26 protein-coding genes and 2 pseudogenes are annotated in these 24,708 nt (G+C 59.6%); 14 read left to right on the top strand and 14 right to left on the bottom strand.

Translation table 11 applies throughout. The features are described 5' to 3' along the window. Positions 1 to 31: 31 nt before the first annotated feature. The 4 genes from ACPPVP_RS08725 (at position 32) to ACPPVP_RS08710 (ending at position 3,898) form a co-directional block, all read left to right on the top strand. Positions 32 to 811, top strand: a complete 780-nt coding sequence (locus tag ACPPVP_RS08725; RefSeq protein WP_426533167.1) for a DNA-binding transcriptional regulator — start codon at positions 32 to 34, stop codon at positions 809 to 811. Positions 812 to 1,053: 242 nt separating this feature from the next. Next, a complete protein-coding gene (locus ACPPVP_RS08720; protein ID WP_426533165.1) occupies positions 1,054 to 1,599 on the top strand; it encodes a TRAP transporter small permease in 546 nt (181 codons plus the stop codon). Position 1,600: 1 nt separating this feature from the next. After that, entirely contained in the window at positions 1,601 to 2,908 is a 1,308-nt protein-coding gene (locus tag ACPPVP_RS08715) for a TRAP transporter large permease (RefSeq protein ID WP_426533163.1), read from the top strand. Positions 2,909 to 2,923: 15 nt separating this feature from the next. Then, entirely contained in the window at positions 2,924 to 3,898 is a 975-nt protein-coding gene (locus ACPPVP_RS08710) for a TRAP transporter substrate-binding protein (RefSeq protein WP_426533161.1), read from the top strand. An 87-nt stretch (positions 3,899 to 3,985) separates the two neighbouring features. Here the strand turns inward: ACPPVP_RS08710 and ACPPVP_RS08705 are convergent, their stop codons facing one another. The 3 genes from ACPPVP_RS08705 to ACPPVP_RS08695 all read right to left on the bottom strand — a co-directional run bounded on the left by ACPPVP_RS08705 (position 3,986) and on the right by ACPPVP_RS08695 (position 7,738). Beyond that, the gene (locus tag ACPPVP_RS08705) at positions 3,986 to 4,915 is read right to left on the bottom strand and encodes a CobW family GTP-binding protein (protein ID WP_426533159.1); all 930 of its coding nucleotides are present in this window, start codon (positions 4,913 to 4,915) and stop codon (positions 3,986 to 3,988) included. Positions 4,916 to 4,917: 2 nt separating this feature from the next. Continuing rightward, a complete protein-coding gene (locus ACPPVP_RS08700; protein WP_426533157.1) occupies positions 4,918 to 6,408 on the bottom strand; it encodes an amidohydrolase family protein in 1,491 nt (496 codons plus the stop codon). A 226-nt stretch (positions 6,409 to 6,634) separates the two neighbouring features. Beyond that, a complete protein-coding gene (locus tag ACPPVP_RS08695; protein WP_426533155.1) occupies positions 6,635 to 7,738 on the bottom strand; it encodes a mandelate racemase/muconate lactonizing enzyme family protein in 1,104 nt (367 codons plus the stop codon). A 352-nt stretch (positions 7,739 to 8,090) separates the two neighbouring features. Between ACPPVP_RS08695 and ACPPVP_RS08690 the strand changes: the two genes are divergently transcribed. From ACPPVP_RS08690 to ACPPVP_RS08660, 7 genes are all read left to right on the top strand, one after another. After that, the gene (locus ACPPVP_RS08690) at positions 8,091 to 8,747 is read left to right on the top strand and encodes a hypothetical protein (RefSeq protein ID WP_426533153.1); all 657 of its coding nucleotides are present in this window, start codon (positions 8,091 to 8,093) and stop codon (positions 8,745 to 8,747) included. Then, the gene (locus ACPPVP_RS08685; RefSeq protein ID WP_426533151.1) at positions 8,744 to 9,010 is read left to right on the top strand and encodes an HGGxSTG domain-containing protein; all 267 of its coding nucleotides are present in this window, start codon (positions 8,744 to 8,746) and stop codon (positions 9,008 to 9,010) included. Before ACPPVP_RS08690 ends, ACPPVP_RS08685 begins: the two co-directional genes overlap by 4 nt. Positions 9,011 to 9,179: 169 nt before the next feature. Further along, a complete protein-coding gene (locus ACPPVP_RS08680; RefSeq protein ID WP_426533149.1) occupies positions 9,180 to 9,773 on the top strand; it encodes a hypothetical protein in 594 nt (197 codons plus the stop codon). Between the two features lie 201 nt (positions 9,774 to 9,974). Further along, positions 9,975 to 10,136 carry a hypothetical protein gene (locus ACPPVP_RS08675; protein WP_426533147.1) on the top strand — a complete coding sequence of 54 codons (162 nt, stop codon included), beginning with the start codon at positions 9,975 to 9,977 and terminating at the stop codon, positions 10,134 to 10,136. Continuing rightward, positions 10,133 to 10,387, top strand: coding sequence for a hypothetical protein (locus tag ACPPVP_RS08670; protein WP_426533145.1), 255 nt, complete (start codon positions 10,133 to 10,135; stop codon positions 10,385 to 10,387). Before ACPPVP_RS08675 ends, ACPPVP_RS08670 begins: the two co-directional genes overlap by 4 nt. A 75-nt stretch (positions 10,388 to 10,462) precedes the next feature. After that, positions 10,463 to 10,711: a hypothetical protein gene (locus ACPPVP_RS08665; protein ID WP_426533143.1), complete on the top strand. Its 249-nt coding sequence runs from the start codon at positions 10,463 to 10,465 to the stop codon at positions 10,709 to 10,711. 350 nt (positions 10,712 to 11,061) lie between these two features. Then, positions 11,062 to 12,150, top strand: a complete 1,089-nt coding sequence (locus ACPPVP_RS08660; RefSeq protein WP_426533141.1) for a hypothetical protein — start codon at positions 11,062 to 11,064, stop codon at positions 12,148 to 12,150. A gap of 141 nt (positions 12,151 to 12,291) precedes the next feature. Here the strand turns inward: ACPPVP_RS08660 and ACPPVP_RS08655 are convergent, their stop codons facing one another. Together ACPPVP_RS08655 and ACPPVP_RS08650 are read right to left on the bottom strand one after the other, a co-directional pair. Continuing rightward, complete coding sequence (locus tag ACPPVP_RS08655; protein WP_426533139.1) at positions 12,292 to 12,573, bottom strand: hypothetical protein; 282 nt, start codon at positions 12,571 to 12,573, stop codon at positions 12,292 to 12,294. 4 nt (positions 12,574 to 12,577) lie between these two features. Continuing rightward, positions 12,578 to 12,853 (bottom strand): helix-turn-helix domain-containing protein, encoded by a 276-nt coding sequence (locus tag ACPPVP_RS08650; RefSeq protein ID WP_426533137.1) that lies wholly within the window; start codon positions 12,851 to 12,853, stop codon positions 12,578 to 12,580. A gap of 219 nt (positions 12,854 to 13,072) precedes the next feature. Between ACPPVP_RS08650 and ACPPVP_RS08645 the strand changes: the two genes are divergently transcribed. The 3 genes from ACPPVP_RS08645 (at position 13,073) to ACPPVP_RS08635 (ending at position 16,819) form a co-directional block, all read left to right on the top strand. After that, positions 13,073 to 13,351 (top strand): hypothetical protein, encoded by a 279-nt coding sequence (locus ACPPVP_RS08645; RefSeq protein ID WP_426533135.1) that lies wholly within the window; start codon positions 13,073 to 13,075, stop codon positions 13,349 to 13,351. Positions 13,352 to 13,460: 109 nt separating this feature from the next. Further along, a complete protein-coding gene (locus ACPPVP_RS08640) occupies positions 13,461 to 14,189 on the top strand; it encodes a helix-turn-helix domain-containing protein (RefSeq protein WP_426533133.1) in 729 nt (242 codons plus the stop codon). A 743-nt stretch (positions 14,190 to 14,932) separates the two neighbouring features. Then, positions 14,933 to 16,819, top strand: a complete 1,887-nt coding sequence (locus tag ACPPVP_RS08635) for an AIPR family protein (RefSeq protein ID WP_426533131.1) — start codon at positions 14,933 to 14,935, stop codon at positions 16,817 to 16,819. A gap of 105 nt (positions 16,820 to 16,924) precedes the next feature. Here ACPPVP_RS08635 and ACPPVP_RS08630 read toward each other — a convergent pair whose 3' ends face one another. The 9 genes and pseudogenes from ACPPVP_RS08630 to ACPPVP_RS08590 form a co-directional block, all read right to left on the bottom strand. After that, positions 16,925 to 17,638 carry a Bax inhibitor-1/YccA family protein gene (locus tag ACPPVP_RS08630; protein ID WP_426533129.1) on the bottom strand — a complete coding sequence of 238 codons (714 nt, stop codon included), beginning with the start codon at positions 17,636 to 17,638 and terminating at the stop codon, positions 16,925 to 16,927. A gap of 123 nt (positions 17,639 to 17,761) precedes the next feature. Then, positions 17,762 to 17,968: a hypothetical protein gene (locus ACPPVP_RS08625; RefSeq protein WP_426533127.1), complete on the bottom strand. Its 207-nt coding sequence runs from the start codon at positions 17,966 to 17,968 to the stop codon at positions 17,762 to 17,764. 101 nt (positions 17,969 to 18,069) lie between these two features. Beyond that, a complete protein-coding gene (locus tag ACPPVP_RS08620) occupies positions 18,070 to 18,549 on the bottom strand; it encodes a DUF992 domain-containing protein (protein ID WP_426533125.1) in 480 nt (159 codons plus the stop codon). Positions 18,550 to 19,004: 455 nt separating this feature from the next. After that, positions 19,005 to 19,340, bottom strand: coding sequence for a DUF805 domain-containing protein (locus ACPPVP_RS08615; RefSeq protein WP_426533123.1), 336 nt, complete (start codon positions 19,338 to 19,340; stop codon positions 19,005 to 19,007). A gap of 167 nt (positions 19,341 to 19,507) precedes the next feature. Further along, positions 19,508 to 19,687 (bottom strand): DUF3551 domain-containing protein, encoded by a 180-nt coding sequence (locus tag ACPPVP_RS08610; RefSeq protein ID WP_426537744.1) that lies wholly within the window; start codon positions 19,685 to 19,687, stop codon positions 19,508 to 19,510. Positions 19,688 to 19,791: 104 nt separating this feature from the next. Further along, positions 19,792 to 20,303: pseudogene (locus ACPPVP_RS08605) on the bottom strand (DUF1269 domain-containing protein). Between the two features lie 543 nt (positions 20,304 to 20,846). Continuing rightward, positions 20,847 to 21,230 (bottom strand): response regulator transcription factor, encoded by a 384-nt coding sequence (locus ACPPVP_RS08600; protein WP_426533121.1) that lies wholly within the window; start codon positions 21,228 to 21,230, stop codon positions 20,847 to 20,849. A 105-nt stretch (positions 21,231 to 21,335) separates the two neighbouring features. Next, a pseudogene (locus ACPPVP_RS08595) lies at positions 21,336 to 21,956 on the bottom strand (response regulator transcription factor). Further along, positions 21,953 to 24,418 (bottom strand): sensor histidine kinase, encoded by a 2,466-nt coding sequence (locus tag ACPPVP_RS08590; RefSeq protein ID WP_426533119.1) that lies wholly within the window; start codon positions 24,416 to 24,418, stop codon positions 21,953 to 21,955. Before ACPPVP_RS08590 ends, ACPPVP_RS08595 begins: the two are co-directional and overlap by 4 nt. Positions 24,419 to 24,708: the final 290 nt, after the last annotated feature.

The following is a 24,708-nucleotide window of genomic DNA, read 5'->3' as shown; positions in this document are numbered from 1 at the left end:
ATTCCGCTACGTTCCACCAGGTGGAATTCAGATGCCGCTCAAATCCGACACCGTCGAAGCCGCCTCCCGCACCCTCCTGCTGCTGGAGGAGCTCAACCGCCACCGCGTCACCTCGATCGACCGCCTGCACAAGGCGACGGGCTTGCCGAAATCGACGGTGGTGCGGCTGATGAAGTCGCTCTGCGCGATGGGCTATGCCGCCAACGACCGGCGGCAGGGCGGCTACGCGGTCGCCTCGCGGGTCAAATCGCTGAGCAACGGCTTTCACGGCGATCCGCTGGTGGTGGAGGCCGCGCGCCCATGGGCGCTTGCCTTCACGCGACAATATTACTGGCCGATCGCCATCGCCGTGCTCGACCGGAGTTCCGTCGTCATCCGCTTCAGCACCATTCCCGACAGCCCGGTCTCGCCCTTTCACGCCACCCTCAACACGCACCTCAGCCTGCTCGGGCGGGCGCTGGGGCGCGCCTACCTGGCCTTCTGCCCGATGAGCGAGCGGTCGATGCTGCTCGACATGCTGACACGGTCGCAGGAGGGCGAAGACAAACTCGCGACCGAGCGCAAGCGGGCGTTGGCGTTGCTGGCCACGATCCGCAAGCAAGGCTTCGCCGAACGCGACCCGATGGTCGAGCCGCGCTCGTCCGGCACGATCGCAGTTCCCATCATCGTCAACCAGCGCGTGCTCGCCACCGTCGGCATGACCTATTTCACCTCGGCGCTCGACCGCGCGGACGTCGTCCAGCGCTACGTTCCGCTTGTCAAAGCTCTGGCCGACAATATCGCCGCGAGCGTCTCGTCCTTGCAGCAGTAGAGGCTGCAGCCCAGCATGTTTGGCTCCGTCTTTGTATAGCGTTGTGCGGGATACAGGCTGTGAACGGCCTCTTGACGGTCCGGAGCAATTCCGAAACCCTGCCTCCTTCTGGGGACTGATTTCAGTGATCCGCTTTCGCCCACGGTGAGGGTCGATGGACTCTTTCCGGAAGCGGACGGCCATCGGAAGTGGCACCACTATTGCTTGCGCAGCAATAGGCGTGCGAGGGGGAAGGATACGGTATGATCCGCGTGTTTCTTGATCGGCTCTACCTTTTTTCCGGCTATCTCGCCGGGCTTTTCCTCATTGCGATTTTCGTGCTGATGATGTTGCTGTCCGGCGGCCGGCCGCTCGGCATCAATATTCCGGCGGGCGACGATTTCATCTCCTGGTGCATGGCGGCAACCGCCTTTCTCGGGCTCGCGCATACGTTCAAACATGGCGAGATGATTCGCGTCGGCCTCTTGATCGACCGTCTCAACGACCATGTGCGACATTATGTCGAGATCGCAGCGCTTCTCGTGGGCGTTGGCTTCATCGGCTTCTTCGCGTGGCATGCCTCGGTCATGACCTGGCAATCGCTTAAATTCTCCGACATTTCGCAAGGCGTCATCGCGGTGCCGCTGTGGATTCCGCAGCTCGGCTACAGCGGCGGCCTGGTGATTCTGTTCATCGCGCTTGTCGATGAGCTGGTCCATGTCCTGCGCGGCTTCGCGCCGCGTTACGAATTGCCGAAGCCGCGGAGCGCCGAGGAAGTCGTCGAACGCGCCATGCAGAGCGGGGTTTGACATGGAGCTTCTCTCCATCGCCGCCGTCCTGCTCGGATTTCTTGCGCTGCTGCTCGGGGCCGGCGTCTGGATCGCCGTCGCCTTGATGGCGACGGGATGGGCCGGCATGCAATTCGCCGGTGGCGGCATCCCGGCGGGAAGCGTGCTGGCGACGACGGTATGGGGCAACAGCGCGTCGTGGTCGCTGGCGGCTTTGCCGCTCTTCATCTGGATGGGTGAAATCCTGTTCCGCACGCGCCTGTCGGAGGAAATGTTTCGTGGATTTGCGCCCTGGCTGAACTGGCTGCCGGGCCGGCTCATGCACGTGAACGTGCTCGCCTGCGGTGTATTCGGTTCGGTGTCGGGATCATCGGCCGCCACCTGCGCCACGGTTGCCAAGATCGCCCTGCCCGAATTGAAGAAGCGCGGCTACGACGAAGACTTAAGTCTGGGCTCGCTGGCCGGCGCCGGCACGCTCGGCATTCTCATCCCACCGTCGATCACGATGGTGGTCTATGCGGTGCAGGCCAATGTCTCCATCATTCAGGTTTTCCTCGCCGGATTTTTGCCGGGCCTGTTGGTGATGGTGCTCTATTCCGGGTACATCGCGATCTGGTCGCTCGCCAATCCAAAACGCACGCCGCCGGCCGAACCGCCGATGAGCCTTCGCACGCGCATTTCAGAATCGCTCAATCTCGTTCCTTGCCTGCTGCTGATCGTTTTCGTCTTTCTGTCGCTGCTGATGGGCTGGGCGACGGCGACGGAATGCGCGGCCTGGGGCGTGCTGGGCTCGCTCGCGATCGCATGGTGGCAGGGCGCGCTGAGCTGGGAATCGTTCTGGGCGAGCGTCATGGGCGCAACCAGAGTCAATTGCATGATCCTCTTGATCCTGGCGGGCGCCTCCTACATGGGCACGTCGATGGCCTATACCGGCATCCCGTTGGCGCTTGCGAGCTGGGTGAACAGCCTCCAACTCAGTCCCTATGCACTGATCGCGGCGTTGACCGTCATGTACATCGTGCTCGGCACGGCGCTCGACGGCATTTCGATGATCGTGCTGACCACTGCCATCGTGATTCCGATGGTGAAGCAGGCCGGCTTCGATCTGGTCTGGTTCGGCATTTTCCTGGTGCTGGTGGTGGAAATGGCGGAAGTCTCGCCGCCCGTCGGCTTCAATCTGTTCGTGCTGCAGACCATGAGCGGCAAGGATTCCAACACGGTCGCCAAGGCGGCCCTGCCGTTCTTCTTTTTGCTCGTTCTGGCGGTTGCCATCATCACGGTCTTTCCTGCTATCGTGATGGTGCTGCCGCAGATGGCGTTTCCCGGCTAGAGAAAGGTATTTTTGATGTTCAGGCTACAAAATACGTTTGCAGTGGCTGCCTGCGTTGCGGCGCTCGCTTCGCCCGCAGCGGCGCAGACCAAATGGAATTTGCCTGCCGCTTATCCCGCTGATAATCCGCATTCAGTAAATCTGACCGCGTTCGCCAAGGATGTCGGCGACGCCACCGGCGGCAAGCTGCAGATCACCGTGCATGCCGCCGCCTCGCTGTTCAAGGCGCCGGAAATCAAGCGCGCGGTCGCCACCGGACAGGCGCAGGCCGGCGAGGTTCTGATCTCGCTGCATGAGAACGAAGATCCGATGTTCGGCATCGATGTCGTACCGTTCCTGGCGACGAGCTATCCGGCATCCAAGAAGCTGTGGCTCGCGTCGAAACCAACCGTCGAAAAGAAGCTTGCATCGCAGGGCTTGATGCTTCTCTTCGCCGTGCCGTGGGGGCCGCAGGGCATTTATGCCAAGAAAGACATCAACAGCCTGGACGACATGAAAGGCCTGAAGTGGCGCGCTTACAATGTCGGTACCTCGCGCATCGCCGAGCTTGTCGGCGCCCAGCCCGTCACCATCCAGGCGGCGGAACTGCCGCAGGCGCTGGCGACCGGCGTCGTCAACGCATTCATGACCTCGGGTTCGACCGGCTACGACAGCAAGGCCTGGGAAAGCATGACGCACTTCTACGATACGCAGGCCTGGATTCCGAAGAACGTGACCTTCGTGAACAAGGTGGCGTTTGACGCGCTCGACAAGCCGACCCAGGAAGCGATCCTCAAGGCGGCGGCGGTCGCCGAAGAGCGCGGCTGGAAGCTCGCGGAAGAAAAGGCCAAGTGGTATCTCGAACAGCTTCAGGCCAACAAGATGAAGGTGCTGCCGCCGCCGGCTGCGCTGAAGACGGGCCTGGAGAAAGTCGGCGAACAGTTGACGGCCGACTGGCTCAAGAAGGCTGGCCCCGACGGGGAAGCCGTGATCGCCGCTTACAAGAAGTAAGACGATCGTTGTTGCGTTCCAGCAGCGTCCGGCATTCGATTGCCGGACGCGACAGTTTCGCAAGGGGGAAGCGACGGCCCCCTCACCTCACCCGGCCTCGATGCACGCTTGCATGATGCCATTGATCTCGGCGCTCGAGAGCACCCCGATCTCGGCAATGAAGACGATCCGTGCCCGCGGCACCCCGGCCGCGAGCGCCCCGCCCGGCGCCAACGTCGCGCGCCCGCCGGCGAGTTGAAACACCGTCAACCGCCCGGGCTGCTCCACCGTTTCGAACAACCCCTTTGCCCGCGCGAGTTTTGGCGCCAGCCGGCTGATCGCCTGCTGCAGCCTTTGCAGCGACACCGGCCGTTCCGACGTCCAGCTCAGCGTCTCGAACCGGTCAGCCGCCGGCCGTCGCGGCTTCACCTCGCGCGGCGTCGGCACGCGGTCCACGTCCGCGGGGAACAGCAACGCTGCGGGGACTTCGCCATGCAGGGCATCGACCGCCACCGCCGCCGGACGCTGAGCCCGGACAACATCGCACAGCGCTGCGCGGGCCGCCGCGTCCACCAGGTCCACCTTGCTCAGCGCCACCACATCGGCCGCCCGCAATTGAGCGCGCAGCAACGCGTCGTTCAAGGTCTCCGCGCTTGTCGTCGCGTCCACCACGCACAGCACCGTTTCCAGCGGCGCCTCCTGCCAGATCACGGGATCCATCAGGTTGCGCACGATATCGGAGGGATCGGCGATCCCGCTGGTTTCGATCACGATGAACTCCGGCCGCGGATCGCGCCGCAGCAGGGTGGCGAGGGTGCGCAAGAGATCGCCTTCCAGCGAGCAGCAGATGCAGCCATTGCTCAGGCTGACCACGCCATCGCTGGCGCCCGCGATCAGCTCCGCATCGATGTTGATCGCGCCGAAATCATTGACCACGGCGGCGATTCGTCGCCCCTCGGCATGCGCCAGCAAATGGTTCACGACCGTAGTCTTGCCCGCCCCGAGGAAGCCGGTCACCAGCAGGATCGGGACCGGCACCATCAGCTCTCGGTGACGGGCCGGCGCACCGGCCGGCCAGGCCGCGCCGCCACATCCAGCACGCCATCTGATATCAGCGGCTGACCGCTGACCACCAGATGCCGCACGCCCTCGGACGGGCGGTTCATCGCAGAGAACGTCGCGCGGTCGCTCAGCGTCTCGAAATCGAACACGACGATATCGGCATCCGCGCCCGGCTGCAGCCTGCCCTTGGCGCGCATCGCGGGTGTGCTGTGGGAAAGGATCTCGGCCGGGATCAGCGCGCATTTGCGAACCCCTTCCAGCAGCGACAGCTTTCGCCGTTCACGCACCCATTCGCGGATGAAACGGGTGAAGCAGCCCGCCGAGCGCGGATGCGAGGTGGCGTCATCCGGCAGCGGCCAGGCGTCGCCGGTGTAGGCGCGACCGTCCGACAGCGTCCACGGCATCGCATCCGATGCGATCGCACCGCCGGGATACAGCACCGCCATATCCAAGAGGTCGCGGTGGTGCGGATTGTTCTCGATATCCAGGACATGCCACAGCACCAGCGTGGATGGCTCCTCCGCCTGCGCCGTCAGCAATTCCTTGCGGTCGCGGAAGCGGTGTCCGTCAGTCACGCGCTGCACCGAATCGTAGCCGAGGCCATTGCGCGCCTCGAACTCCGGATCGCTGAAGAAGGCCGCTGCCAGCACCGTCGAACCGGTCCCATAGGGATAGGCCTCCACCGTGATCGGCAGGCCCTGCGCCTGCGCCTTGAGGATCAGCGCAGTGCAACGCTCGATATCCGTCTTGCTGGAAGAGTTGAAGTGGCAGATGTGCATGTGCGCGCCGGTGGCGCCGGCATAGCCGATCAGGCGGATATAGGCTTCCGCAGCGCTTTCCGGGTCGATGCGCGACATATAGGCGACGTGGGTGAAGGTCGCGACATCATGCGCCGCCGCCAGCTGGCACACCGCGGTCAGCTCCTGGACGCCGGCGCCCGGGGCATAGGCGTTGAGGATGCCGATGCCGATGCCGCCCTCGTTCAGTCCGTTTGCCAAGCGGTCGAGAATGCCGGCCACCTCGGTGTCGCTGGCCACGTTGTCGATCCAGCGGCGATCGCGCATGGCATTGCCGAACGCCTCCAGCGAGCTTTCCGCGTTGGAGCCGGTCATCGCGCCGATGCGCGCAAAGGCCCAGTTGGCGGCGGCGCCGTAGTTCAGCACGCGTCCCTTGTCGGCCTGGCGCTTGTACCAGGACGCAACCGGCAATACGCCGGCCTCGAGGTCGAGCGTCGTCGTCACCCCGTCGAACGCCTGCATGCGGTCGGCCGGGAGCGACTGGCCGTGGGCGTGCAGGTCGATGAAGCCGGGAGCTACCACGAGGCCAGTCGCGTCGATCACTCGCTCGGCGCCGCCGAGCCCGGTGCCGACAGCGGCGATCTGCCCATCCACGACAGCCACATCGCTGATCGCGTCCATCCCGCTCGCCGGATCCACCACCCGGCCGCCACTGATTACCAAACCGCTCATATCGCACTCTCCACCGCAAAAACTTTAGGCAACGCCGGCAGCAGCGCCGCAGGCACGCAGGCCGGCTGCGTCCGAGCCGTCTCAACTGCAATAGAGGCAGATTTTCGGACCGGCGACTACCTCCGCCGATGCTGACGCATCATGCAACACGACGGCTATCGCCTCCCCGTTTTGAAACATCGCCACACGACCGCAGAGAACCGTCGACGCCCAAAGGACCCGTGCTTCAGCCGTGCGCCTTACGGTGCACCACCAGTTTGTCGAGCGCGCTCCAGTCCCAATCAATGCCGAGGCCCGGTTCTTCCGAAGGAATGCCATAGCCATTCTCGACTTTCATGCCTGTTCTGGTCACGAGATCGAGCTGGGGAATGAATTCAAGCCAGCGGCTGTTGGGCACGGCACAGCAAAGCGGCAGGTGAAGCTCCATCAGGAAGTGAGGGCAAACCGGAATGTTGAAGGCTTCCGCCATGTGAGCGACCTTCAGCCAGGGGGTGATGCCGCCGATGCGGCCGACATCGACCTGGACGATCGAGCAGGCCTCGTTCTGAAGGTAATCCTTGAATTGCGACAGGGAGTACATGGACTCGCCGACGGCAATCGGAATCTGCGTCGACGCGCACAGCCGCTTGTGGGCCATGACGTCATCGGCATGGATCGGCTCCTCGAACCAGGCGATATCGCATTCCTCATAATGGCGGGCGCGGCGGATGGCTTCGTCGACCATAAAACCCTGGTTCGCATCGGTCATGACGTCGAAGTCGTCGCCGACGGCCTTGCGCACCGCGCGCAGGCGGCGAACGTCTTCCGCCACATGCGGGCGGCCCACCTTGATCTTGGTGCCACCGAAGCCGCGTTCCCTGGCTTTCTGCGCTTCGTCGACCAGTTCGCCCTCGTCGATGTGGAGCCAGCCGCCCTCGGTGTAATAGAGCTTGATGCGGTCCTTGGCGCCGCCGGCCGCTTGATGCAGCGGCAGCTTCGCGCGCTTGGATCGGAGGTCCCACAGGGCGGTGTCGATCGCGGCCAGGGCAATCGAGGTGAGCGCGCCGACCGTGGTGGCGTGGACGCGATAGAACAGGTCGCGCCAGATCCGCTCGATCTCGTCCGCGTCGCGGCCGATCAGCAGCGGCACCAGATGATCATCGAGCAGCTTCATGACCGAAGAGCCGCCGGTGCCGATCGTGTAGGAATAGCCGATGCCTTCGACGCCGTCCGCATCGCGGATCTTGACGATCGGGGTTTCCTGGGATTCGAAACTCTGCACGGCGTCGGTCCGCTTCACCTTGGGTTTGAGATCGACCTGAAGCGTCTCAACCGCGGTGATCTTCGCCATGTCGAACCTCCCTAGCTTGCCCTGTGGGCATCAACCGTCCTGCCCCGATTTGATCATCGCAGGGGTGTCGAGGCAAACACCGACCCAAAAATATCGAAAACAACCCCATGCAAAGTAGCAGGCGGCCGCCGGCGTCAGACAAAGCGATTTGACACGTCGGGCAAATCAGGGGCATTATTTCACCATCCCGAAATCCTGTATGCGCCCATCGCCCCGCAATAGCGGACGCGTCGGTGCGATTGCGGCTCAACCCCACCCACCATTGGAATTGCACCGGACCGCGGCAGCGAGCGATCGCCTGCGCGTGGCCGAACCGCGCGCTTGGCCCGCGCGCTCCCCAAGGAATCTCGACATGAACACCGCCTCGGACCTCACGACGTCAACCACGATCGCTGCAACCGATCAGACCAAAACTGCCGCCGCCCCGCGAATCAAGCTTCTGTCGCACGGCTTCTCCATCGACCATCCAGATCCTGAAATCGGCGAACAGCTCATGGCTGATACACTGGGGGTCGCCGATCGCGAAGCGATGCATGGCATTATCAGACAATTGGTGAAGGCCAGCGTGAACGGCGAGAGCCCCGACGAGGTCAACCTCTCTTTCATGATTTCGATGGTGAAGAGCATCAAGCCCCGGGATTCCATCGAGGCCATGCTGGTAGTGCAGATGGTTTCGGTTCATGTGATGGCGATGCGATGTGCCCATCACCTCGCGAATGCCGACGATCTCGCCCAGCACGACAGCGCGGCGCGCGCCTTGGGCCGGCTCGCCCGCACGTTTCCTGCCCAGATCGAGGCGCTGAACCGCTACCGGAGCCATGGCGAGCCCGCCATCACCGTGCAGAACGTGTCGGTGGGCGACGGCGGAAAGGCCATTGTCGGCAACGTCACGCAGCATGCGCGCGTGATCGTATCGGACAAGAACCCGGCATCCGCGGCGCGGAAAGCGCCGAAGGGCTCGGGCTCCCGGCGAAGGCGCGATTCCGCTGATGCCAAACGGGAAGCATGAGCGATCACGCCCGCAATACCGACCCGATGCTGGCGAGCCGACGTTGTGGCGCCAAAACCCGTACCGGCGGCGCGTGCCGCTCGCCAGCGGTGCACGGCAGGAAGCGCTGCCGCATGCACGGCGGCGCACAGGGATCCGGCGCACCGAGGGCAAACCAGAACGCGCGCAAGCACGGTCTGTTCACCAGGGATGCGATCGCCGAGCGAAGGCAGATTCAGGCGTTGTTGGGTGAAGCGCGGAGGATGTTGGAAGAGATGAAGTGAGCGGATTCCGCAGCCTCGCTCGCCACCGTCGCCAAGCCAACCCGCGTCGTCCCGCCTGCTCTGTCTTAGAAGTACATTAAGAAAACTTACGGTAACTTGATTTCAGGGCTGGCGGGCGACGCGCCAGGGGGACCCTATGTCATTTTCAATTCGCGGCAGGCATCTCTCGATGCTTAGCCTGCTCACGGCCATTTTTGCGGCCGGCTGTGCTTCATTCACGACTTACGGCGACGGTATTTTGAAGGGGCGCGTGCTCGTCCTGTGGGACCGGCAAGACGAGTTCATTTATATCAAGGGATCGAACCCTGTCAGTTTTCGGCCGTCGTTCTTCAAGGGCAGGGACAACATCGTTCCTGAAATGATGTACACCGACGGCGGGTCCGTTCCGCAGATATTCTGGGGCATTCCGGGACTGTCTCCCTGGGCATTGGGACCGGCGTACATCATCCACGACTGGATCTTTCTGGTTCATCGCTGTGATTTGCCGGCACCGCCGGAGGTGAAAGCCATCACCTTCGACCAGTCAGCACAGATATTGGCGGAGGTGGGGAAATCGCTGGTGGACGCGGGCCTGATCAAGGACAACAAACTCGAGGAAATCGTTTGGGCCGTTCGAACCAAATACGCCCAGAGTCTATGGGATCGGCCACCGACGCCGAAGGAATGTGAAACTCCCGTCGTCACGACGGCCGCACGAAAGCGGCTCGGCCTACGTCAGTCACAGACCATCGTGGATTTTGTGATTCCTCCGTCGAGGAGATGAGAGGCCAGCGATGCGGCTGCATGCGAAATGGTGCAGCCGCGTCCGTCGAGGGATCGGAATTGCGGTGACAGTGCTCGAACCCCGGGCAAGAATTTTGTGCATTGTCACCGTAGTTCCGTCGGTCCTCTCTTGGAGTTTCAGTGGAAAGTCGCCTGATCGGGCTGCCGTGGGAACCATGGAAAGGCCGGGAAGTTGACCGTCATGAAGATGGTCAAGGCAATCCGGCAGCAGGCAGCCACCGCGGAGCGGGTGGCGGTGAATACGGCTGACACATACGTTGCCGACCAGATGAGAACGCTGGCGCAGGCTTTCAAAATCCAGGCCGAGATCATCAAGAAGGACAAGAAAAAGAAGAAAAAATGAGCTTTTCGATAAAAGCGATGTGCAAACACGGTGATCTTGTCCACCGCAGGAAAACCGCCGAAGCCGCCCTCAAGAAGGCCCGGGAGATGTCGCGAGCCGGCTGCTATGACATCACCATCACGACGCCCGAAGGCCGGGACTACCACTCATCTGAGTTCGCAGATTTGCCTCGCGCCCGCGCCGTTGCGCGTGAACAGCCGAAAACTCAACCTTCCGATAAGCCAGTTCCGATTTCGCGCACCGGGAGATAGCGCCGCGATTTAATTCGCAAACAGGAACGAAGTGCGACCTATTCGATTAGCCCCTGTTGATCAGGAAATTCGCCCATGGCCGACGATTTGCCCTCCCCGCCGCTTGTGTATGAAGGCCTGGATCCCAGTCCAGAATCCAAGTCCACGATTGAAGAAGTTTCCGACGCCGTCAGGGGCGCCGCCAATCGCGTTGGCGACGCGATCGAGAAAGGCAAAAAGCCGGGCATGCCGCTCAGCATCCTGAGCAACATCGCGCGGGAAGCGCCGCTCGGTTCCCTGCTGGTCGCGTTCCTTCTGGGTGTCGCTGTAGCCCGGCGCCGCTGAGGCTGATGGCGCCCCAGATTATGATGACAGCGAGTAGCCCGCATGAGCACAGCGATATGCGGGGATGGACCATTCCCCCGGATGTCGCTGCGCTCATCCGGGCTACGCTTGCTTCACGTTTCCGGTGACGTTTTCCTCGGCCTTCTTCATCGCCCGCTCTCCTTCAAGTTCCTTCGCCATGCGCTTCGCCTTGGCAATATCGCGGCGCCTGACTGGACTTGTCGCCACCGCAAAGCAACACATAGGCGCCGGCACCGGGCCGCCACGATGACCCCACGATTTCGCCATATGCATCGTGTTTTTCGCCCGCACGACCCTTCCCGTCAGGCTGGCCTTCGGAAACAAAAGACATGGGCGGTGATTTCATTGGCCGCTGGCGTGCGGGGTGCGGCAGGAGAACGGCACAGCAAGCGAAACCCGCACAGTACGGCGCGAAGGTGCTTGCTTGCGGCTCATGGCTGCTCTCGTGTGTCATCGTCGCTGGCATGGCGACGCAACCGGCATTGGCGGAAAGTGCCGCGCCTGCCCCGATACGAGTCGCTGATAACGAAAAACAGCCGGCAGCTGTGGTTCAGATGCCCGAAACACAGAAATCGAGCCCCGAGGCCAAGGATTTGCCTGTACCGCAGCTCGTCTTGTCGGGCGATCTGGCGAAGAAAATCGGCCAGACGATCTGGCTGAATGAAACAGGCGGAAGAAGCGAAGCGATCACGTCATGGAGTGCGAACGAGGAATTCGCTTCCCTAGGCATTGGTCATTTCATCTGGTTTCCTGTCGGCAAATGGCTGCCATACGAAGAGAGCTTTCCGGCCCTGCTCGAATTCATGCGCAGGAAGAACGTGCGTTTGCCCGCCTGGCTGAACCAGACCCAAATTCCGGCCAACCCGTGGAGGAGCCGGGCCGAGTTCAGGAGGAACGCCAACTCACCGCAGATGAGAGAGTTGAGGCGGTTTCTGTTCGACACCGTGGCGGAGCAGACGCAATTCATGGTGGCGCGGGCGCAAGGCGCGATGGAGAAGATCCTCAAGACGACGCCCGACGGCAAAGAGCGCGAACATATCGTTCTCCAGTTCACGCGCGTCATTCGCGCCTCCGAGGATTTTTATCCGCTGATCGACTACATCAACTTCAAGGGCGAGGGCACCAACCCGAACGAAGCCGCCATGAACAGGGAGACCGGGCGGCGGCAGGGTTGGGGTCTCAAGCAGGTGCTGCTCAGGATGAACGGTGTGACCGGCGATCCGAAGGCCGTGCGCGCCGAATTCGCCGATGCGGCGCAGTTCGTCCTGCAGCAGAGGGTTCGCAACCTTCCATCCAACCGCGTCTTCGAGGTCGGCTGGCTGCGCCGCGTCGCGACCTACCGCCACCCGATCGCGGATCCGCAATCGAGCCCCAAACCGGCTCTGAGGAAATCGGCGCAAGTGACGGCCGCTCAATAGCTGTGTTATGAGATCATGATGCGATTTGACGGGGGAATACCGTCCGAGTGCACTCAACTCAGTAAGTTCTGTGCACCGTCACCGTAATTCTGGATGATGCCCTCGCATGTCTCGGTTTCGTGAAAGGCCGGCATCGCCCCCTCACTGACGCTGGAAAGTACCGGGCTGGTTGCCGCGATTGCTGCAGACGTAGGTCCGCCCGGTGGACTCGCTAGAGATCATCACCGATCCGCGACGGGGCTGCAGTACAGCGCGGATCGCGCGCTTGAAATCGATCCAGGACATATCCTCCGGCCGCTCGATTCGCAGCGCAGTCCTGTGCGGAATCGATTCGACGTCGAGACCCCAGGATCGCAAAATTCTCTTTGCGTTGCGGATGCTGTCGCCGACGACGCGGTTGAACTCTCCAAAATAGGTACGCATGACATCACTCCTCATCTGTATCATCGGCGGCAAAAGCGATCGACACCGTCGCCAAGCCGTTATTTCGGCTAAATCCAATCAAGACCCCCTCCCGATTCAGGGCGAGACGGATTGCTTTCAATGTTTCGGGCCTGGAATCCCGCCCACGCTCGACGTTGGAAACCGTGCCTGCAGAAACGCCAGCTTGGGCCGCGAGCCCTCCCTGATCTAGACCGGCCATCATACGCGCGGCTGCGTAGGTGCGGCCGAGTGCTTGGCTATTGGAAAGATTGAGCGGCATTTCTCATCCTCGGTTCCAACATAATAGTATTAGATTAATTATGGTTAAAATATGGCATATATCTTTTGGTCGTAATTCATAACCGCGACGGGCTAAGGGCAATCGGGCATCTGTCAGATTTCATCAGCGCCGGTCCCCTCCCGTCGGTCTGCTCGTTGCTACACGGCTAGGATTTGTAACAACTACGAACGGCACATTCGCTGGGCTCAATACTGCCGGATGATGCAGGGCCTCTCGCTCGGCATTCCGACCCGGCAGAGCGAACTCGACCTTCCGCCATCGGATGACGCGCGGATCAATGAGACCGCACCAGTCATGCGCGCGGCCCGTGACGGAATCGAACTCGTGCCGATGAATTTCAGCTTCCCGCCCCGTCGTGGTGCTCCAACCCAAAGATTGGGCGGCGTGGACTCGCCTCACAAACCCGAGGACGAACTGCTTCGACCGCTGGCCGCAGGCTCGCTGGTGGTCCACACTGTGCACGAGGAGCGCGCATGAGCTTTGAGTTTCCCACACGTGAAGGATTTTTCGGGCTCTTTTGGCCGGCGAGGATCGTGCATCCTTTCGGCCATGAAAGGAGCTCAAGCCGATGAAGACTCAAGACCTGTTGGACAAGATCACACAACTGCCGGAGAGGCTAATTGACGTCCCGACGGCGCCGCCGATCGAACTGGTCGCGTTCGTGGTGCGGTGGAACCGCGACCTGCGGCAATGGAAGACGACGACACTCGCCGACTTCGCGCGTGTCTCGGTCTCGACCGTGGAGCGCATCGAACGCGGCGAGCGCGTGAGCGACGACGCCCTGGACAGGATCGCCCAGGCATTCGGCTATGAGGCGGGATATTTCACGGCGCCCCGCCTGCCATTGGGCGCCGAGGAAGCGGCCGCCAGCTTGATGGAAACCTATTCCCACCTTGAAATCGTCCCGGTGGGGCTGATGACGACACATCGCGCTGTTCGCGATGCCGCGCGTTGTGATGCCGTCTTGATTCATCGTCCGGAGGTGTCCGACGTCTACGACGATGACATCGCAGGTCTGCGGGAATGGCTTGATCTCGCGTCATTTATCCTGTCGGATATCGCCGATCCCCCGCCGTCCGAGCGGGGTCGACGCGACCTCTACAACGACATCCTTGCCTGTGTCGGCGACCTCGAACGACGGGGCCTCACCGTCCTGTCGGGGGTGATGCCGGCTCCGCAAGATCGTTTGCCCGACTGGAAGGTCGCGGTCGTCTCGATCACGCCGCGGCTCACCGACCCCGGCGCGGCGAAGCGGCGGCACCTGATGGTCGATCGCCGCGTAGTGACGTTACCGGCCGGGCCGAAGACTACGTGAGGGGCCGGCCTCTCCGGCCGACGATGATTGCGAGCACGTTCACCACCCGCCAAGTCCCTTCGGCGCGGAGCGCGGCGGTTCTAAAATCGGCGAACCGCTTGTGCTCGATTACGGTGACAGCGCACTCAACTCCAGTGAGGGTTTCGTGCACTGTCACCGTTATTCAACGAACTCCGAGGAGATCATTGCGGGTGACGGCGGCTGAATAGCTTTGCTTTGAAGGGGTAGTTGCCGTTTTGCGTACCCGCGAGGCTGTTTGTCCCGCCAAGTTCGTCAGGCCATCGCGGCTTGCGCCTCGCTGACGTCAGCCTTTGGCCCTCTTCGCCATCACCTTCTCATAGGCCGCCTGCAGCCGTTCGCCTGCGCTTGGGCCGGTTCGTCGCGGACTACGGTGACAGTGCTGGGCTGCACCCCGTCAGTGAGACACGCTAGTTTCTTTTACAGATTGTCCTCGAGGTTGATCGATGACAGACAAAATAGAGATCAGAACGTTTCCGACGGCGTTCAAATTGAAGGCGATTAAGCGTGCCGAAACGCGAAGGCGAACTGCCTGTGGCCCGCAAGCTTGAGAGTTTTGTGCACTGTCACCGTAGTGCCCGGACTAGCCAACTACCGGCGCCACCGCTGCACACCCGCGTGGCGCCGGCAATTGCGCGTCAAGGTTCCCGCAAAGCTCTCTTGCATTCAACCATGAGTCGCTGTTCATTCTTGAGACCACCTCTCAAACGCCACCCCGAGACACCATGGCAAAAAACGATAGTATTCTTATTGATGGCATCATCGCTCAAAGAGTGACCGACAAAAAGCCTTCGGATGATACAGGCGAAGTCTTCGAATATTTTAGCTTTGAGCAGATTCTCAAGCAGTACGACCTAACCGACGAAGAGCTGGAAGCCAATTGGGTTGATGGCCGTCACGACGGGGGGATCGACGGCTTCTTCATCTTCGTCAATGGGCATTTGGTATCTGAAACGACCGCGGCGTGGCCCAAATCGAACGCGCAGATAGACGTCATCGTGATCAGTTGCAAGCATCACGACACGTTCAAAGAGGCCACGCTCAATAGCATGCTTGCCACGGTGCAGGAGCTATTCGATCTCTCAGTCGATTCCGCAAGTCTCAAAGGCACTTACTCAAGCGCTTTGTTGAAGGCACGAAGTCTTTTGGCACGCACCTATGAAAAGCTCGCTATTACAAATCCCAAGCTAACTCTTTCGTTCATGTATTGCTCGCGAGGCGACACTGCCGATATCGGCGAAAGTGTCGCCGCACGCTCGGAACAAATTCGCCACATCGCAGCCAGCTTTTTCAGTGAAGCAAGCGCGACTTTCACTTTCATGGGAGCGACCGAACTCATCGAGCGGTATCGGCAGGTCAAACAATTTACGTTGGAATTGCCGTTTCAAGATCACTTAGCCGGACCTGCCGGCGGATACATCTTAGTCGCGAAGCTCGTCGATTACTACCGTTTCATCCGCGACGAGCAAGATAGCCTCAGGCGCTACCTTTTTGACTCCAATGTTCGTGATTATTTGGGAGAGAACAAAGTCAACATCGACATCGCGGCATCGCTGGACGATGAGACGGGGCCTGACTTTCTTTGGTTGAACAATGGAGTGACCATTCTGGCCACGAACGCGGTGATCCGTCCCGGCAAAAACATGATGATGCAAGACATCCAAGTGGTCAACGGACTACAGACCACTGAGTCGATATATCGCCACTTCCACTCTGGTTCAACGCGATCGTCTGATCGAACCGTCTCGATTAAGATCATCGTATCTGGCGATGAAGAACTTCGTGACAAGATTATCCGCGCCACAAACAACCAGAGCGCCATCGAACAAGCGGCGTTACACGCAACGGACAAGATTCAACGAGACATCGAGCAAATACTCGAACGTCACGATTTCTATTATGAACGCAGGAAGAACTATTATCGAAATATCGGCAAACCAGTAGAGCGTTTTGTAACTCCACTGTACGTTGCCGCCGGATATGTCGCGGTCATCTTAAAGCAGCCAGCAAGTGCAGCAAGGTTGAAAGGCCGCTTTATGCGAAATCAACTACGCTATGAGCAAGTGTTCTCGGAGAACGCGCCGATCGAGCTGTGGCCCCGTCTTGTTGGCATATTGAAGGCCGCTGAAAAGGAGATGCTCAACGCGAGCCAACGACAGGGTGAGCGAGCGCTGAAGAGTTGGAGAGGATTAATTGCCCTACTGTATGCTTCGAAGGCGATTGGGAGGTTCAGCTTCTCTCCGAACGAGTTCTGCAAAAAAATCAATCTGAACGATATCGATCAAGTAGCGATGAACGAATGTTTCCGCTTCGTCGAGGATCGAAGGTTAAGAAGCGTGCGTCGAGAACCGAGCCCCGAGCTTTGCAGAGAAATTTGCAAAGAGTTCAGCACGCTTCACTCTCTCTCTCCGGCGTTCAATCGATTAAAGATGCTCCGTCCCGCTGGAGCGACAAGGAACCGCGCGAACGAGCGTTTCCACCAATTCCAGAAGAATTTCTTGCCCAAGTCGATGCTTTGCTGCCAGCCCAACCTTGGCCGACAGGGGTCCACTGTGAATGCTGATCGAAAAATGACCCCTATCGGCGTCATAGGGACCCCTCTAGCCCGTTGATTCCATTGAATGGAACGATGGGACCCCCTTGCCGATAATGGACGGACCCCGGCGCCGAAACACACCCCTTGTTGCATTGGGCCAGCGCATCCGAACGGCCAGCCTTCAGCGTCGCCCGCCCATCAGACGCAGCAGCATCATGAAAAGGTTGATGAAGTTTAGGTAGAGCGAAAGCGCGCCCATAACGGCTTTCCGACCCACCGAAGTGGCGTCATCGCCGCCGTCGTACATGTTCTTGATCCGCTGGGTGTCGTAGGCCGTGAGGCCCGCAAAGACTCCAACGCCGACGATGGAAATCATCCAGTCCAGCCCGCTCGATCTCAGGAACAGATTGACCAGGCTGGCGATAATGATGCCGATCAGACCCATGAACAGGAAAGTTCCGAATCCCGACAAGTTTCGCTGGGTGGTGTAGCCCCAGAGGCTGAGCGCCCCGAAGGCCGCCGCCGAGATAAAGAACACCCGCGTGATCGAGGACTGCGTATAGATGTGAAAAATGGTCGACAATGAGATCCCGACCAAGGCGGCATAAAGGAAAAACCATCCTCGCGCAGCTTCCGCCGACATCGTGTTGATCCGGGCGCTGATATAAAATACCAGCCCCAGCGGCGCCAGCATGAGCACCCACATCAGCGGACTATGAAGCAATTCAGGGCCGGTGAGCTGATAAGTCAGAAACGCGACAACGCCGGTCAGGCCAACACCCGCGGCCATGTAGTTGTACACGCGCAGCATGTAAGCGCGCTGGCCGGCGTCTATAGCGATGGCGTCGTCGGTAGGAAAACCGGACGCGGCTGCATTTCGATCGTAATCCGTCATGCTTTCGTTCCTCCTTGGGGTGGCACCTCACCTAAGCCGATAAGCCTGATAAACAAATCTATTGGCAGCGCCTCTCCAGGTAAAACCCCGGCGAGAGACCTGTCCTTGTCGCGAATTGGCCGACTAGCCAGCATTGCGCCGGATGATCTTGAGCACGAGAAGTCCCATGCCACCGACAAGAGCGACAATCCCGGCGGCGATGAGCCCGAATGATAGGTCGGTTGAACGATACTCAAGTCCGATGGCTATGGCGAGGACGCCGAAAAGGATCAGCGCCATCCCCCCAAACTTCTTCATCAAAAGCGCGAAGTCAGAAGTGTTTGTGGTCATGATAACCTCCGGACTGTCAGGTTAACCGTCAGCGTCGCTTCGACTGAGGATGGACGCAGCCTGTGCAAAACGTGGACGGCGCTATATTCCGAGCGTCGATTTCATCGCGTTCCTCTCGCCCCCAGCGTCAAATTGGTTACTCCCACGGCAAGATTGACCCCGATCGCCCGCTCGACTGATAGCGGCTGAAGGACAACAGTCCGGCGAGAGCCCCCAATCAGAACGTTGGCGCCGAAGCCGGGGCCCAGCGCTACATTGCCGCTCGCGCCCACGTAGCTCCCTCGCAAGCTACCAGGACCAATCCGCGAGTTTCTGGCGAAGACGACCCAGGACAAGGTGCCAGCTCCGGTAACGCCGACGTCAAGACCAATGCGTCGTATTCGTCCCTCATAAATGTAGTGGCGAGATGATCTTCTCGCGTAGAAATCGCACCGCAGTGACTGCGTCGATCCGAGGACGAGTCCAACTCGAGGCGTGCTGAAACACACTAGCCTACCGACCCGGAACGTATCTGCGCGCGCAGGCGACCCGACGGCACAAGCCAGAGCGAAGATGCCTATCGTTCCAAGAAACGGTGTCATCCGCCTGAACCCTCGACTGGATAGTTCGTGTACTTTGGCACGGCAGTTTAGGTACGAACGCGCCGGCTGCCAAAGTGCGGATGCCTTCCGCCGTGATGACGCCAGTATCGGTGTTTCGTCGGGGTCATATTTGTATTTGGCGCGGCGTTCTTTGATGCGGATGCGCCAGTATCCTTTGCAACCAGGACGTTAGTCGATTGAGGCAAGGATTGAGTTGACGGTGTAGCGACCGCCACCAATCCGCTTATGATAAAAGCGCTCCGTAGAGCTCGTATGTTCATGCTCGTCTCCTTGTGATTAAGACGAAAGTTGAAATCGAAATAGCTCATTTGCAAACGCTAGTTTGAGCTCCCGCCGGGCGAAACAGGCCGCTCTGATGGCGCACCGTGACTGACGGCGCATCGAGCTCGCTTATGCAATATCCAAATAGCCGCTCCGGGCGTCAGCTCGTCACCCTAGCCTGTTGCTTTCCTTTCGAGCGGATCGACACCAAATCGATTTGGGCCCGTGGTGCCAGGAAAAGAACCGACTAGAATAACCCCCAACGGAATTAGAACTATGGGGATCGATAACCATCCTGTGGCATCCAAGTCGTGAAGCCGTTTGACGGTGATACAGAATGCGATCCATGCATAAAAAGCTAACGCCATTAACATGAGGGCAGGATTATTATCAGCGAATCGTTCGATGATATAAAGAAGCGAAACCGTTACGGGGAAAAGAAGCAAAAGGACTAGCCAAAATGGTCCCCGCGAAATGCGGCCCTGGATAGAAAACAACAGCTTCCCCATCGTTGTCCTCCCGCTGCTCCGGACGCTGCCCAAGGCAACGCCTATAATGGGATTCCCGGCGAGATTGCATTTTGATCCGGGGGTGCAGAATAGATTAGATCTTCGCGCCCCGGCTGAAACCATCGGTGAAATGAGGCGAAGGCTATGCGTCCCGGAAATTCGAGCTTCTAGCGACGGCGTCCCTTGTAGAATGGGTTCGCGACGCAAGTCAGAAATCTACCTGAGGCTGTGGCTCGACACTGCGCCAAGTTGGTGAAGGTGCAATTGCTCAGCCCGGGAGATGTCGCGCCTTGCAGGCAGAAGGGGTAGCGAGTACGAGCAGCCTCCGCAGGCGGGGCGATGAGCATGATCAGTCCACCGGCTGCCAACATACCCGTCACGATGACTTTACGCATGATGACCCCTCTTGATGATGTTGATAGAATAAGTTGCGGCGGCGGATTGAATGACTTCAAGCGAATTTGTTGAGTACCGCTCTCAGCTTCGCCTCTTGTTCGCTGGACAGCGAGGTCTTTAGCACCCGCGGTTTGTAGGGTTCGATTTCCCGTAAAACCTTGTCTTCCGTTATGCTCTTGAACAAAACGAAGAGCGCAGACGACCCTTCCGGAATGGTCTCACCGAGTTTTTTGATGAAATCATCGTGAATACCATAGTCGACCAATGAGCCCGATAAGGCTCCGGCGCCCGCTCCTGTAATAGCGCCAATTGCCATTCCGGCCAGCGGATTCATAAAAAGCAGGCCGACCAGTGTACCCCAGATCGCACCCCTGGTCCCCCCAGTTGCTGCACCTACTGCTGTAAGATTGACAGCCTGTTTGATATGAATCTTGCCGCCCACTTCACGCTCGACGACGCAAGAATCCTCCAGATCAATCAAGTACTCCTTTTGCAAGGAGCGCAGTTTGTTTAGCACCTCGTCGGCGGTGTGGGTCCCGTCGAAGTCGAGACCACCAGATTGCTCATGAGATCCTCCCTTTCAGATGCTTACGAACGCAGCGATGGCCACAATCATTTAATGTGTTGCCAACTTCTCCTTGAAGAACCGCCCCTCTCGTGAGGTGTTCGCTACATTGTCGGACTGTCCTCAAACGTTCGCAGTTAGCTCAGAACTTCCAGACCACCGGTGCGGCGAGGACCACGACTACGCCGAGCCAAGCAACGCACAGCAATCCTGCCTTCAGTAATCCCCGAATTGGCTTCCGTCAGGTCCATAGATCATCAGGTTAGGTGGAGTCGTTTGAAATCCTCACCAGCGCGCTCGCGCGGCAACGTGTCAGTGGGACAGATGGTTCTCTGAGCGGTGGCTACCTCCTTTGCGCGCGTCCCCGACGCGGACACATCCCGGTTATTTGGATTTTCCCGCTGTTCTTGCTGGGCGGACGCTAGGACGATCAAATCAATGGCGCCACTGTACGCGCGGTGCCATATTCCATAGGAAGAGATAGCTCCCCTATACGCAGGTATAGAGTTGTGATGCGGTCCACGGCGAGGCCGCGCTGATTTTTGTCAGGTGAGATCCGGCCGCGGGTTTCTGAAGGCCTGATCGAGGCAGGCGATCAAGCGCTGCTCCTGCAGGGGTTTGGACAAATAGCCAATTGCGCCGTTCCTTAGCACGCGTTCGCGAATTGCTTCTTCGGGAAAAGCCGTGACGAAGATAATAGGCAGGCGGCGGCCTTCCAGAAGCAGGCGAGTTTGCAGCTCGGCCCCACTCATCCCCGGCAGGCGCATGTCGGTAATTATGCAGGCCGCATCGGGCACGAGACCCGACTGCAAGAACTCCTCGGCGGATGCGAACGAAGCGGTAGCGTAGCCGAGCAACCGCAGAAGATGTTTCGTTGCTTCGCGCACCGAGTCGTCGTCCTCGACGATGGCAACATCGATCTTCGGCAAAGCTGTTCCTCTGCGGTAGATGCGCGATGGGACAAGGCCGCTCAGCGCATACCCGTAACAGATACATCGTACGCGGGCTCGATGACACCATCCATGCGTATAGGTTCAAGACTTTGGACGCGCAATTAGCAGAATTTGCGCCGTCCTGGCCAGCTCGGCCACCGACCGCGCATTCATCTTTCGCATCAGACTGCCGCGGTGAAGCTTCACCGTGACCTCGGCCAAGCCCAATTGGGCGGCGATCTGCTTGTTCATGAGTCCAGACGTGACGAATGCCATCACTTCCCTTTCGCGTGCGCTGAGGCTTTCGAAATTCGTACGCAATTGTGTGTTCGCCAGTTCGGCCTGGCGCCTGGTCCGGTCCCGTTCCAGCGCGAGTTGCACGGCATCCCTGATCACGAAATGGCTTGCTCAGGAACTCGAGAGCTCCGGCCTTCACCGTCATCGGGATGTCGCCGTGCCCCGTCATGAAGATGATCGGAATCTTGATATCGGCTTTGGCCAATTCGGCCTGGAAGTCGAGCCCGCTGATCCCCGGCAGTCTGACATCCAGAACGAGGTAAGTGGGAACATCCGGTAGCTTATGGTTCAGGAAATCTGCGGCTGCGGCGAAGGTCTGGCGCGCAGGCCCACCGCACAAAACAGCCTCTTAAGTGCGTCGCGCAAGGATTCGTCGTCGTCAATGACGAAGACAACTGGCTCTTCCTCGCCCTCTGGGAGTTTCATTGGCCGACCGATGCGCTGGGCAATTGAACGTGGAACACCGTTCCGTGGGGAATGCGCGCGGAGGCCCAGAGCCGGCCGCCGTGAGACTCAACGATCGACTGGCAAATGGAAAGACCCAAGCCCATCCCGTGCGATTTGGTCGTGAAGAAAGCATCAAAAATGCGGTCCATGTCGTCGGGATCGATGCCGGGGCCTGTATCCTCCACCGTAACCAGCACGTCACCCGCTCCCTGAAGCTCAGACTTCACGAGCAACGATCGTTCGCGATCCTCCACCGAACTCATCGCCTCGACGGCATTCATGATCAGGTTGAGAAGAACCTGCTGTAGCTGCAGTCGATCGGCCATTACCAGAAAAAATGTCTGATGCAATTCGACTCGAAGCGAGACTTGCTGACTTTCCAATTCACTGTGAACAAGCGCGAGGACTTCGCCAACAAGATCGCGGATGCTCACCGGGGATTCCTCGCGCTTGTCTTTTTTGAACATCGCCCGGATGCCTGAAATGATGTGACTGGCACGATGGCCGTCATCGATAATGCGCTTCAGGACATCGCGTACCTCATCTAGATCGGACTCTGCCTTTGCCAGCAACCGCAAGCCGATACCTCCGTTCGTTACGAGCGCCGAGAGCGGTTGGTTGATTTCGTGAGCAATCGACGCAGCCATTGTTCCTATCGTCGTCTGTCGGCTTACTCGTGCAAGCTCCCTACGCGTTGCTCGCAAGGCTTGTTCCATCTGCTCGGCCTGCTGCTCCGCTTTCCTGCGTGGGGTGACGTCCCTGAAAACGCCATTCACCTGGACAGGTTCACCGTTCTTGTCGAACGCCGTACTGGCTGAGGCGAGATACCAGCGCAGTTGACCATCAGGATCGACGACGCGGAATTCGCTCCGCTCTGCTGTTTGCCCCGCAGGCGCGGCTGCTTGGATCGACGCGAGCGCCGCAGCACGGTCGTCAGGATGAACGGCACCCAGGAACGCTTCCGGCGTGAGCGGTGAGTCTGCCTTGAGGCCGAACATCGACCGGCAATGCTCCGTCGCCCATAATTGCTTGCTAGGAACATCGTATTGCCACAAGCCTGTATCCGTAGAGGCCGCCGCAAACTTCATTCTCTCCTCGCTCGCCTCCAGCGTAGCTTCAGCACGTCTCCTTTTTAGCACCTGGAGGGACAATGCGACCAGGCAGGCTACCAGTAAGGCAAATACACCGACAGTAATGAGCACAAGATTCCGGTATTGCTCCCAAAGCGTCGGCACCTTGAACATCAGCCTTGTCCCAGCGGGAAGCCTGTTTTGGGATAACCCCCACCGCTGCAACTGCCGGGCGTCCACGGCGAAGTTGTGCGGCGCTGTGATTGGTGAAGGAAGCACTGCCGCATCTTTTCGTTCAAGTACTTCAATCACCAATTCGGCAGTAGCAGAGCCGGATGCCTCGAACGTGTCCATATATCCGCCCACGATGCCGGTACCCAGGAACGTGTCGATTGGCGCATAGGTCGGAGCGCTGGAAGCTCGCGCAACATCGGCCGCTACCATAGCGGGGATACGGCTCACACGGTCGCCGTCCTCAAATATAGGCAAGATCAGTACGATCGTATCGCGCGGTAGGCGAGCCACCTCATTCAGAAGCTTATCATAAGGGAGGCCAGCCAGGTAGCGCACCTTATACGGCGCAAGATGTGGGGCCAGCTGCCTAAGTGCCTCCTGTTCCCAGGCCGAGACTGAAGCCCCTGAGACTATGGCGACTTCGCGAGCTCCAGGTTGCAGGCGGGCAGCGAGGGCAAAGGTCTGCAACCAATTAAATTCGCTAAAAACCCCCGTGACGTTGCTTAGTGAAGCGACTGTCGCGGGTGTGGCACCCGCCCAATAGCAAACGATGATGGGCACTCCGGGCGCGAATGCTTCTCGATGTCTTAAGAGATACTCAAGCGCCACGCGACCGAGCGCGATCATAATGTCGGGGCGAGCCTCGGCGTACTTCTCCGACAGCAGGCGGGTCGTGCGCTCTTCATGAGCCCTGCCCGGAAATCGGTTGAGGTCGAGAGAGTCGTAATATATTTCCGCATTTTTCAGTGAAGACTCGGCAAGCCGATTCCTGATGGCCGTCGTTGCGCGCACGGCCGCAGGCATTGTGTCATCCCAAGCGTTGATGATGAGGATACGGGCGGGATTTGCAGCGGTTGCTGGGAGAGAAAATGGTAAGAAGAGATTCAACGAGACTAGAATAATGCGCCATAAGTAACTGCTGAGGATATGGCATTGCCATATGTCCGCATCCCTCGTTGCCGCGGCGAACGCCCTCCGACACTCGGATTGCTTCAGCGTCTCGTCGCTCGGGCGCCCTTTCTTAAAGAAGACCGTCACTAACAAAAAGGGGGTCATCGCTAGGAAGATCCGGACTGAAAGCACAGTCTCCGCCGCCAAACGGATTGCCAAAAGTTTCCGCCTAAGATAGCGGTTCACTGCAGCCACCCCCGCAACGACCAGTAAGGAGACACTCAAGCCTCCCGGCCCCAGACGGACCGCGGCAAACAGTGGGAGTGGCAGAGGCGCCAACAGCATACCTGGAATATGCCACATGTTCCAAGCCCACACCGGGATCCACACGGCCAGCAGCCCGATCGCAAGGAGACCAAACTCGGCATAGGATCGCCGCGGTGTGTGCCGCGCGCTAACCAATTGGCCGGTCCCCGCTGGGAGAATCGGAAGAGGGATTGTGGTGGTGGCAGAAATTCGCGCGCTGAACTCGCCGC

Origin of the sequence: Bradyrhizobium sp. McL0615 (genome assembly GCF_049993905.1) — a bacterium.
In the GTDB taxonomy this organism is placed as follows: domain Bacteria; phylum Pseudomonadota; class Alphaproteobacteria; order Rhizobiales; family Xanthobacteraceae; genus Bradyrhizobium.
Note: the sequence above shows the minus strand (reverse complement) of the source record. Positions and strands in the feature narration are given on the sequence as shown.

Excerpts from the sequence above, each read along its gene's own strand:
- ACPPVP_RS08725 (WP_426533167.1), top strand. The coding sequence starts at position 32 with ATGCCGCTCAAATCCGACACCGTCGAAGCCGCCTCCCGCACCCTCCTG.
- ACPPVP_RS08720 (WP_426533165.1), top strand. The coding sequence starts at position 1,054 with ATGATCCGCGTGTTTCTTGATCGGCTCTACCTTTTTTCCGGCTATCTC.
- ACPPVP_RS08715 (WP_426533163.1), top strand. The coding sequence starts at position 1,601 with ATGGAGCTTCTCTCCATCGCCGCCGTCCTGCTCGGATTTCTTGCGCTG.
- ACPPVP_RS08710 (WP_426533161.1), top strand. The coding sequence starts at position 2,924 with ATGTTCAGGCTACAAAATACGTTTGCAGTGGCTGCCTGCGTTGCGGCG.
- ACPPVP_RS08700 (WP_426533157.1), bottom strand. The coding sequence starts at position 6,408 with ATGAGCGGTTTGGTAATCAGTGGCGGCCGGGTGGTGGATCCGGCGAGC.
- ACPPVP_RS08695 (WP_426533155.1), bottom strand. The coding sequence starts at position 7,738 with ATGGCGAAGATCACCGCGGTTGAGACGCTTCAGGTCGATCTCAAACCC.
- ACPPVP_RS08690 (WP_426533153.1), top strand. The coding sequence starts at position 8,091 with ATGAACACCGCCTCGGACCTCACGACGTCAACCACGATCGCTGCAACC.
- ACPPVP_RS08685 (WP_426533151.1), top strand. The coding sequence starts at position 8,744 with ATGAGCGATCACGCCCGCAATACCGACCCGATGCTGGCGAGCCGACGT.
- ACPPVP_RS08680 (WP_426533149.1), top strand. The coding sequence starts at position 9,180 with ATGCTTAGCCTGCTCACGGCCATTTTTGCGGCCGGCTGTGCTTCATTC.
- ACPPVP_RS08675 (WP_426533147.1), top strand. The coding sequence starts at position 9,975 with ATGAAGATGGTCAAGGCAATCCGGCAGCAGGCAGCCACCGCGGAGCGG.
- ACPPVP_RS08670 (WP_426533145.1), top strand. The coding sequence starts at position 10,133 with ATGAGCTTTTCGATAAAAGCGATGTGCAAACACGGTGATCTTGTCCAC.
- ACPPVP_RS08665 (WP_426533143.1), top strand. The coding sequence starts at position 10,463 with ATGGCCGACGATTTGCCCTCCCCGCCGCTTGTGTATGAAGGCCTGGAT.
- ACPPVP_RS08660 (WP_426533141.1), top strand. The coding sequence starts at position 11,062 with ATGGGCGGTGATTTCATTGGCCGCTGGCGTGCGGGGTGCGGCAGGAGA.
- ACPPVP_RS08655 (WP_426533139.1), bottom strand. The coding sequence starts at position 12,573 with ATGCGTACCTATTTTGGAGAGTTCAACCGCGTCGTCGGCGACAGCATC.
- ACPPVP_RS08650 (WP_426533137.1), bottom strand. The coding sequence starts at position 12,853 with ATGCCGCTCAATCTTTCCAATAGCCAAGCACTCGGCCGCACCTACGCA.
- ACPPVP_RS08645 (WP_426533135.1), top strand. The coding sequence starts at position 13,073 with ATGATGCAGGGCCTCTCGCTCGGCATTCCGACCCGGCAGAGCGAACTC.
- ACPPVP_RS08635 (WP_426533131.1), top strand. The coding sequence starts at position 14,933 with ATGGCAAAAAACGATAGTATTCTTATTGATGGCATCATCGCTCAAAGA.
- ACPPVP_RS08630 (WP_426533129.1), bottom strand. The coding sequence starts at position 17,638 with ATGACGGATTACGATCGAAATGCAGCCGCGTCCGGTTTTCCTACCGAC.
- ACPPVP_RS08625 (WP_426533127.1), bottom strand. The coding sequence starts at position 17,968 with ATGACCACAAACACTTCTGACTTCGCGCTTTTGATGAAGAAGTTTGGG.
- ACPPVP_RS08620 (WP_426533125.1), bottom strand. The coding sequence starts at position 18,549 with ATGACACCGTTTCTTGGAACGATAGGCATCTTCGCTCTGGCTTGTGCC.
- ACPPVP_RS08615 (WP_426533123.1), bottom strand. The coding sequence starts at position 19,340 with ATGGGGAAGCTGTTGTTTTCTATCCAGGGCCGCATTTCGCGGGGACCA.
- ACPPVP_RS08610 (WP_426537744.1), bottom strand. The coding sequence starts at position 19,687 with ATGCTCATCGCCCCGCCTGCGGAGGCTGCTCGTACTCGCTACCCCTTC.